Raw genomic sequence first — 7,784 nt, 5'->3', positions numbered from 1 at the left:
ATTTCATAGCGATCGCCTAAAACTTTGGTAGATTACAATTTATATTGTAACATTAGTCCTATTTGATAATACTTGAAGGTTCGTAAAGTACTACAGTATCTAGATTTTAACCATTTTTTATATTAAATTGTAGTTGTTAAAATCTAATTAATTTTGATTCTCGCCATAAAAGTAGCGGAAGAACCATTTATCAGATATCAGTGGTGCAGGAATGGTATCATGTTCGGTAAATTACTTACAATTAAGCTCCAATTTTTATCCACCAATGAAAACTAGTTAATCCTTGATCAAATCTTGCTTGTCACTTCCTCAACTTCTTCGGTTTTTTTCCCTTGCGCTAATAACCATAAAACCTGACATTGACGACTTTCTAACGCATTTTTTGCCTGTCGGTAAAGTTGTTCTAACTCTGAAATATTTAAATGCGTGGCTATGCTAATCCGTTTCGGCATCTTCCATCATTTCACTACTTACTTTTATCAAAAATCATTATCCGAACATGATATGACCACCGGTTTCGCTTCTGGAATCAGATGAGCAAGGATTTTCCATTCAGCATTGTTGAGATTGGTAGGATATTCTTGCGGAACATTGTTACCAATAGATATACTCTCTATTTGCATCCGCTAATTAGTCTTCTACTCAATTTCCCCTTTAGATTGACTTTATAAATAACCTTTTACTTTAATATTCGTTTTACATTCTCTTTATAATTCTTGCCCTAAAACTAGCTAAACTTCATATTTGAGAATATATTCTACGTCTTCACTATTGCTTAGAAAAACATAATATGTTACTTCATGATTACTTAAATTAAATGTCATTAGTTATACCCTTGTAGTAGCAGCTTAAAAGATTGATATTAGAGAAGTAGTTTAAAAATATAGTTTGTCTGTCTACTACATGAATAAAAAATGGGCTGCTAAACGACTTACAATCAATCTCACATCAAGTGAGGCACAGAAGCTTGAACAATACTGTTCAATGACGGGAAGACCAGCAACCGATGTTATTCGGGAGTTAATTCGCTCTCTTTCTACTCAAGAGGAAAAAGTGTCCCAAACCTACTAAATCATACTCAACAAAAAACAAAATGATGATGGGCACATCTGAATTCCTGAGTCAAAGATAGTATTTCTAAACTTATCAATGATTTTCCTGTAAACACGCGCTATAGGTAGCAACTAACACAACTAAGATGTGATTCTGCTGATTTAGCCATGCCCAATATGGATGGTTTTGAGCTAATAGTTCACCTACAAACATCCACAAACCTGTCTGTTATGATCGTTTTTAGTGCCTGCGGATTCGAGGAAAATCACTAGGTAGGGGAGTTTAATGGCAGGGGCAAAAGCATTCCTGCCCAAACCCTCCAGCTCGACGAACTACTCCATCCATAGGCTGCTGCGATCGCTGGGAGTGGATGTATTTCTAATCTCCATCTCCCCAGCTCGACCAATTGGGGTTTTCCATGCTACTTCTTACACTTCTCCGTCAAGAGAAGGGTTACAATTCGAGTATTATTTGCCCAAACTCCTGGCTTAATTTTCCAAGACGAACCTTCTAAAGTTTTGTAGGCTACTAAGGGAATGCCAAAAATAAATTTTTCAGCTAAATTTTCGTAAATTCAGCGTAGCGATCGCCATCCTGTAAGTAACAATCAAAAGTTTTTTTGCAGTTCGGGGACACACCATTATTTACATGCCCAGGCTATACTCAGTAATGCTTTTGCCAAAACCTACCCTTTAGATTTACATACAGGGGTACAGCGATCGCCTCTTCGACAGTTAAGAATCTAATGAGAGAGTGCGTTAATGTACCTTAGCGTAAGTATCGCTTATTTATCAATTGGCACGGAAACTTCTCTTACGTTGTTTGTGCCTTGCAACTTCTTTGCGTTTGTGTTTTTCCAAAGGCGTTTCAAAGTGACGATGCTTTCTCATGTCTGGAAAAATACCTGCTTTGGAAACTTCTCTCTTAAATCGACGTAAGGCTGACTCAATTCCTTCATTTTCGCCCACAAATACTTGGGTCATTTTCATCTCCTACTTAATTGTTACTGGGCAATTTTAAGCTATCCAGTAGACCGAAGCGCAAAAAGGGCAGATTCATTATCTGCCCTTAAGACGTTAAAACTTAATTTTTAATCTTAAAGCTTAGTAGCGTCCTCGGTTGTATCCACCACCGCCGCCGCCGCGACGATCGCCACCACCACCACCAAAGGAACCACTTCTGTCTTCTTTGGGTTTGGCCTTGTTCACTTTGAGATCGCGTCCCATCCACTCAGCACCATCAAGAGCTTCAATGGCAGCTGTTTCTTCAGCTTCTGTACCCATCTCTACGAAAGCAAAGCCGCGTGGACGGCCTGTTTCACGGTCAGTAGGCAACTGAACGCGTTTTACAGAACCATGTTCAGCAAAAACAGATGTGAGGTCTTCTTGTGTGACCTCGTAGGATAGATTACCTACATAAATTGACATGCGTTATCTCCAAAATCATAGGTGTGTAGAGATTTAGATTTCGGAGACAAGCTTGTTAAGACCAAAAGGGAAAAGCCTGTCAATACTAAAAACAAACGCTGTAACCGAATTTTATTCTCACTTAATTACCTTAGCACATCATTGAGTTCTTACCCACCGTAACTTAGAAGTACTAAAGATTAGGTATGGGGCATTGGTTCTTCTCCTTGTCTCTGTGATCTTCTCTTACCCTCTCATGGGTAACTTTTATATTGAGTAGCAGATATTCCCCAATTAATTGCAAAATAAATGCAGTTAGCCATTGTTACTAATTGGAAATGCCGACTACACTTGCTGACGCACAAAATTTACTTTCTGACCTGATCGCCCGCTACTCTGAGCGTGTAGATTATCTGATGATTCGCCTTGAAGAAGCAGAAGGGACTGATATCTTGTTGCGTGGCGACAAGGTAGAAACTCTTAGTGAAGGCATCTCCATTGGTGGACATATTCGTGCTTGTTACAAAGGTGGATGGGGTTTGAGCTGCTTTAACCAACTGGCGACAATCAAAGATCGGATAGAAGAAGCGATCGCTGCGGCGCGGATGGTTGGTGATGAAGAAACTTTACTTGCACCTATTGACCCGGTGCAAGCAGTATGCATTCTACCCCTAAAAGGCACTGATCCCCGAAAAATCCCACTCTCGAAAAAAAAACAATTGTGCGATCGCTATACTGAATTGCTCAAAAGTTTTGATCGCCGGATTACCACTACCTCGGTGCGTTACGGTGACAGTGCCCAAAAAGTGATTATAGCGACCTCAGAAGGCACTTTGATCGAGCAATCTTGGGTGGATATGGAAATGCGCTTTGCGGCTACTGCCAGAAATGGCGAAACCGTACAAACTGGACGGGAAACTACTGGCTCTCGCAAAGCTTATGAAGATTTAACTGATTTGGATGAACAGGTAAAAAGTGCGGCTCAAAGAGCGATCGCAGCTTTATCTCTGCCATCGGTGAAAGGCAATACTTACACCGTAGTCATTGACCCAATTCTCACGGGTTTGTTTGTCCACGAAGCCTTTGGACATCTTTCTGAGGCCGATATGGCTTACGAAAACCCCGATTTGTTGGAAGTCATGACCATTGGACGGCGATTTGGCCCAGAAGAACTCCAAATTTTTGATGGTGCTGCCCCAGAGGGACATCGCGGTAGCTATTTTTACGATGATGAAGGCACGCCTGCCACTACTACGCAACTAATTAAAGATGGAGTTTTAGTTGGACGTTTACATTCTCGTGAAACCGCTGGCAAATTGGAGGAAGCGCCTACGGGTAACGCCCGTTGTCTCAACTATCACTTTACTCCCATTGTGCGGATGACAAATACCTGGATTGAACGGGGTAAAACACCAGTCAAAGACTTATTCACCGATATCAAAGAAGGAGTTTATGCCCGTAATTGGTTGGGTGGGATGACAAATGGAGAAATGTTCACCTTCAGTGCTGGGGAAGCGTGGATGATTAGGAACGGCAAAATTGCTGAACCTGTGCGGGATGTAACGCTTTCGGGAAATGTATTCCAAACTCTAGCGGATATTGAGGCAATTGGTGATGATTTTTACTGGGATGAATCTGGCGGTTGCGGAAAGGGAGGGCAAAATGGTTTGTCAGTAGGTTGTGGTGGCCCTAGTCTACGAATTCGAGATGTAGTGGTTGGTGGGGAAACGTAAACCTCACCCAACTGTTGTAGCGTTAGGTCTGTATTAGACAAGTTTGTAGTAAGCACTAAAGTGCTTATACCGTTTCTTTGTGAAGCTGCATATATTTACCCCCCGGCTACGCCGTCCCCCCTTGTGAAGCTACGGTGTATACACAAGTCTGAAATAGCTTACTCACCTGGTTTTTTGCGTCAGTTTTACCCCACCCTAACCCTCCCCTTGCAAAGGGGAGGGAACAAGATTTCTTATTTCCCCCCAATATATCGGGGGGATTAAGGGGGGTAATTCGACTTGTGTATACACGGTAGCCTTGTGAAGGGGGGACTGATTATGTGCATCTTCATACAGAATTGGTATTAGTACAGCTTTGCGTAAAATCGTAGCGTTTTTAATGCAAGGGGATGCATTAGCATTGTTAGCCGATGCGTTGGCATTGTCAGTCGATGCATTAGCGTTGTTAGTCGATGCATTAGCATTGTTAGCCGATGCGTTATCATTGTCAGTCGATGCATTGGCATTGTCAGTCGATGCATTAGCATTGTTAGCCGATGCATTGGCATTGTTAGCCGATGTATTGGCATTGCCAAATTTAATTTGCTAGCCAGAAAGCGACGTTACGCACATAGGTTTTTATATCTTCTAAGGCGCGTGGCTCTTTTTTCATACCATTTCCTGGTGGCTCATCTACAAAAGTGGGACAGCCTTTGTTAATATCCCAGTTGTAATCTACTAAATGATGAAAGCTAGAGTTAGCTACCGCTCGTCCTAGTATATTCCCCTGTTCATCTTGATGATGCTCGATCGCTACAAGCAGATTAAAGTTACGACCTGTAACTAAACTTTTACCTAAAGCAATTACCCGAGCATTGGCATTGCGGGAAGGAACACCAATACCGCCTTCGTGGGGATGTGCGGGGAAAAATTCGATACTTCTCGAAGGGGAATTGGGATTTTTTAAAAGTTCGTGAATGGGTTCAACAATGGTAATTTTTTGATAATCGCCGTTAGCTCCAGAATGATAGTTGGGCCAGGAGATATAAGTTGTGTATGAGTCATCTCGGCTCCAGCGCGATTCATCGGGATCGGGATTTTTGGTGTTGAAATAGTGAATATCACCAATGTCAACTAAACCACACATGGAACAACCCATATCCTGATGATCGCGTGTTGTCAAAATACCGCCGCCGCGTTGCCGAAAAGCATTAATTCCGGCAATGTCTTTTTCGGTTAAACCCTTATCCACCTCTAAGCCAAATAGCCAAAGTTCATCAAAATCTGATTTGTCGAGACTACTTAAAACTGGGTCACTGCCTACTGTATCTGATTCGTAATCACGTCCCGTAACTTCAAATAAGGAGTTTCCTGCTTCGTCTTTAATCGATGCTAAGTAATCTTGTAACATCGAGAAACGAAAAATGCTCCAGTCATCTTCAGTCGTAGGAATCGTAGTCTGCAAAAGAATACGAATTGGTTTTGCCATAACCTCTGCCAGATGAACACCACAATTGAGTATAGCGATCGCTTTACATTAATGCTTAAGTTTTTAAATTCCTCAACATCCCTCTTAAGTATGAAAAAAAATCACAACTCTAGATAGTAGCGCAAGTAGTTGAGGATGGCTAATCTAGACAGAGGTAATTCGATATTCACTCCGGTTTGATTCATTACACCAATCCTCCGTGGCGCGTGCTGGGGATTTACTGCCTGTCTAAGTAAGCTGGATAGCCTCAATTAAACGTTCCTTAACACAGCGACAGATATGAAAGCAGATCAACTCCTGAAAAACTATGCCGCAGGTGTCAGAGACTTTACTGGTATAAACTTGAGCGAGGCAAACTTAAGGGAAGCCAATCTCAGTGGCATAATTTTAGATAAAGCAATTTTAGATGGAGCTAATCTAAGTCACGCTAATTTATCCCAAGCCAGTTTGATTGAGGCAGACTTAAATGGAGCAGATTTGAGCAATGCTGACCTCAGTGGTAGCAACTTAAACGGAGCTATCTTAGATGGAGCTATCTTGGATGGAGCTATCTTGGATGGAGCTAATTTGAGTCAGGCTGATTTGACGGTTGCTAAACTGATTGACACTAACTTGAGTGAAGCGGATTTGCAGGAAGCTAGTTTGATAGCGGCGAATTTAGATGGAGCAGATTTGAGCGGTGCAGATTTAACTGTAGCCGACTTATCCCAGGCAAATCTCACTCAAGCAGATTTGAACCAGACAAATTTAAGCGGGGCAAATTTGGATGGAGCCAATATAGAAGGAACAATCCTGGATGAGAGTGTGTGACACTACCAGCCAGATAAACCTTTGCTCGAATTCAAAAGTCAAAAGTCAAAAGTTAAAAGAGGGATACAGCAGCCCTAAATTATTTATGGGGTTCAAAATTATTGAATGAGTGAATGCATGATTTTTGACTTCCTCGAACGCGAATTTATGTTGAGTGGACTTCAAAACATAGTGTCTCCAAGAGTTGGGGCTGACTTGCGCCCAGTATGCTAACTCTGGTAGCGATCGCTTTTTAGCGATTTCCCAAACTGCTTGCATCTTCACATCCGGTAACACACGCCAAATTTGCAGCAATGGTTTCTCAAGCATTAGTCGCCATTGGGCAAAAATCTGCGATTAAATCAGTCTATGTAGGGTTGCATTCTGGAAGTTGACAAGTAAAATAGGAAACACTGCTTATCGGCTTGGTACTCTTGGGAAAAAAACCATGTAGTTAAAAGCACGTTAGGCTAATATGCAATGGGTGACAAATCTTAGACCTATTGCCTAAAGCTAATAGCCCCATGTTAACAACACTTCCAGACACCTCTGCCAACTTAGCGATCGCCTTGTTAATTAACTATAGTTTCGATCTCAGTGGCTATACTGCCAATGAGCTAGTTGAGCGTTGGCAAACGCAATACCCGCTTAATTGGCTACACCTGGCAGTGATTGAGGCACTATATCAAGGTCGTTATAAAGCTGTTTCCGTGCAGCAAATTTTAGTATTTTGGCAGCGCCGGGATCAGGCTACATATCATTTCAACATGGAATTTGAACGGATGATTTGTAGCAAATTTCCCCAAAGTTTAACTTCATCGCCTGCGCCAGCCCTACCGCCAGCGAAGAAAAACCCCACTGTGGAGAAAGTTACGAGTCCTCAACTACCACCTGCTAAGATTCGCAACGGCTATCAACACAGCAATACCGCAACTCTTCAACTGAAAAGTTCCGAACAAAAAACATCTGTAGATGAAGAAGAAGTGAAGGAGGAAGCTAGGGACAATAAAACTGTGCTGAAGTCTCCCATTTTGGGAAAATCTGCTTCTTCAACAACGTTTCAGTTATCGTCTGCTATCAGCCAAAAGCAAGCTTCACAAGAAAGTCCACCGCCTTCACCATCACCAATTCCTCATCAACGACAGCCAAAACTGCTCCCACCTGCTCCCATTCATGCCCCAATTGGGCAATTTACTCCAGAAAAAAGCGATCGCTCTGAGTCTTTTACATCTAAACTCAAAGCGATGTATGGGGAACAGAATCGGCCAATTGGGGGGAGTGGGGGAAGAGGAGAAGGCGGAGCAGGAGGAGCAATAGTGGAATAACTAATGCTCA

The 7,784-nt window shown here is 42.1% G+C and carries 10 protein-coding genes; 5 read left to right on the top strand and 5 right to left on the bottom strand.

Features of this window, described 5'->3' with window-relative positions; all coding sequences use genetic code 11:
• Positions 1-287: 287 nt before the first annotated feature.
• Entirely contained in the window at positions 288-452 is a 165-nt protein-coding gene (locus V7K25_RS10125; RefSeq protein ID WP_442948079.1) for a hypothetical protein, read from the bottom strand.
• 451 nt (positions 453-903) lie between these two features.
• On the opposite strand from V7K25_RS10125, the gene V7K25_RS10120 reads away from it, so the two are divergent.
• Entirely contained in the window at positions 904-1,071 is a 168-nt protein-coding gene (locus tag V7K25_RS10120) for a CopG family transcriptional regulator (RefSeq protein ID WP_100901972.1), read from the top strand.
• A gap of 773 nt (positions 1,072-1,844) precedes the next feature.
• On the opposite strand, the gene rpsU is transcribed toward V7K25_RS10120, so the two are convergent.
• Positions 1,845-2,036: a 30S ribosomal protein S21 gene (gene rpsU, locus V7K25_RS10115; protein WP_335157469.1), complete on the bottom strand. Its 192-nt coding sequence runs from the start codon at positions 2,034-2,036 to the stop codon at positions 1,845-1,847.
• Positions 2,037-2,156: 120 nt separating this feature from the next.
• Positions 2,157-2,480, bottom strand: coding sequence for an RNA recognition motif domain-containing protein (locus tag V7K25_RS10110; RefSeq protein ID WP_114085123.1), 324 nt, complete (start codon positions 2,478-2,480; stop codon positions 2,157-2,159).
• A gap of 317 nt (positions 2,481-2,797) precedes the next feature.
• On the opposite strand from V7K25_RS10110, the gene V7K25_RS10105 reads away from it, so the two are divergent.
• Together V7K25_RS10105 and V7K25_RS10100 are read left to right on the top strand one after the other, a co-directional pair.
• Positions 2,798-4,192, top strand: coding sequence for a TldD/PmbA family protein (locus V7K25_RS10105; protein WP_335157467.1), 1,395 nt, complete (start codon positions 2,798-2,800; stop codon positions 4,190-4,192).
• Between the two features lie 355 nt (positions 4,193-4,547).
• Entirely contained in the window at positions 4,548-4,781 is a 234-nt protein-coding gene (locus tag V7K25_RS10100) for a hypothetical protein (RefSeq protein WP_335157466.1), read from the top strand.
• Here V7K25_RS10100 and V7K25_RS10095 read toward each other — a convergent pair.
• Positions 4,770-5,660 carry a hypothetical protein gene (locus V7K25_RS10095; RefSeq protein WP_335157464.1) on the bottom strand — a complete coding sequence of 297 codons (891 nt, stop codon included), beginning with the start codon at positions 5,658-5,660 and terminating at the stop codon, positions 4,770-4,772. The genes V7K25_RS10100 and V7K25_RS10095 overlap by 12 nt on opposite strands.
• Positions 5,661-5,939: 279 nt before the next feature.
• Here V7K25_RS10095 and V7K25_RS10090 point away from each other — a divergent pair, with 279 nt between their 5' ends.
• Complete coding sequence (locus V7K25_RS10090) at positions 5,940-6,470, top strand: pentapeptide repeat-containing protein (protein WP_335157462.1); 531 nt, start codon at positions 5,940-5,942, stop codon at positions 6,468-6,470.
• Positions 6,471-6,515: 45 nt separating this feature from the next.
• Here V7K25_RS10090 and V7K25_RS10085 read toward each other — a convergent pair whose 3' ends face one another.
• Complete coding sequence (locus V7K25_RS10085) at positions 6,516-6,779, bottom strand: hypothetical protein (RefSeq protein ID WP_335157460.1); 264 nt, start codon at positions 6,777-6,779, stop codon at positions 6,516-6,518.
• Between the two features lie 194 nt (positions 6,780-6,973).
• Between V7K25_RS10085 and V7K25_RS10080 the strand changes: the two genes are divergently transcribed.
• The gene (locus V7K25_RS10080; protein ID WP_335157458.1) at positions 6,974-7,774 is read left to right on the top strand and encodes a hypothetical protein; all 801 of its coding nucleotides are present in this window, start codon (positions 6,974-6,976) and stop codon (positions 7,772-7,774) included.
• Positions 7,775-7,784 lie beyond the last annotated feature (10 nt).

Origin of the sequence: Nostoc sp. (assembly GCF_036919495.1) — a bacterium.
Lineage (GTDB): Bacteria > Cyanobacteriota > Cyanobacteriia > Cyanobacteriales > Nostocaceae > Nostoc.
The sequence above is the reverse complement of the archived record's forward strand: the minus strand, read 5'-3'. Positions and strand labels throughout refer to the sequence as shown.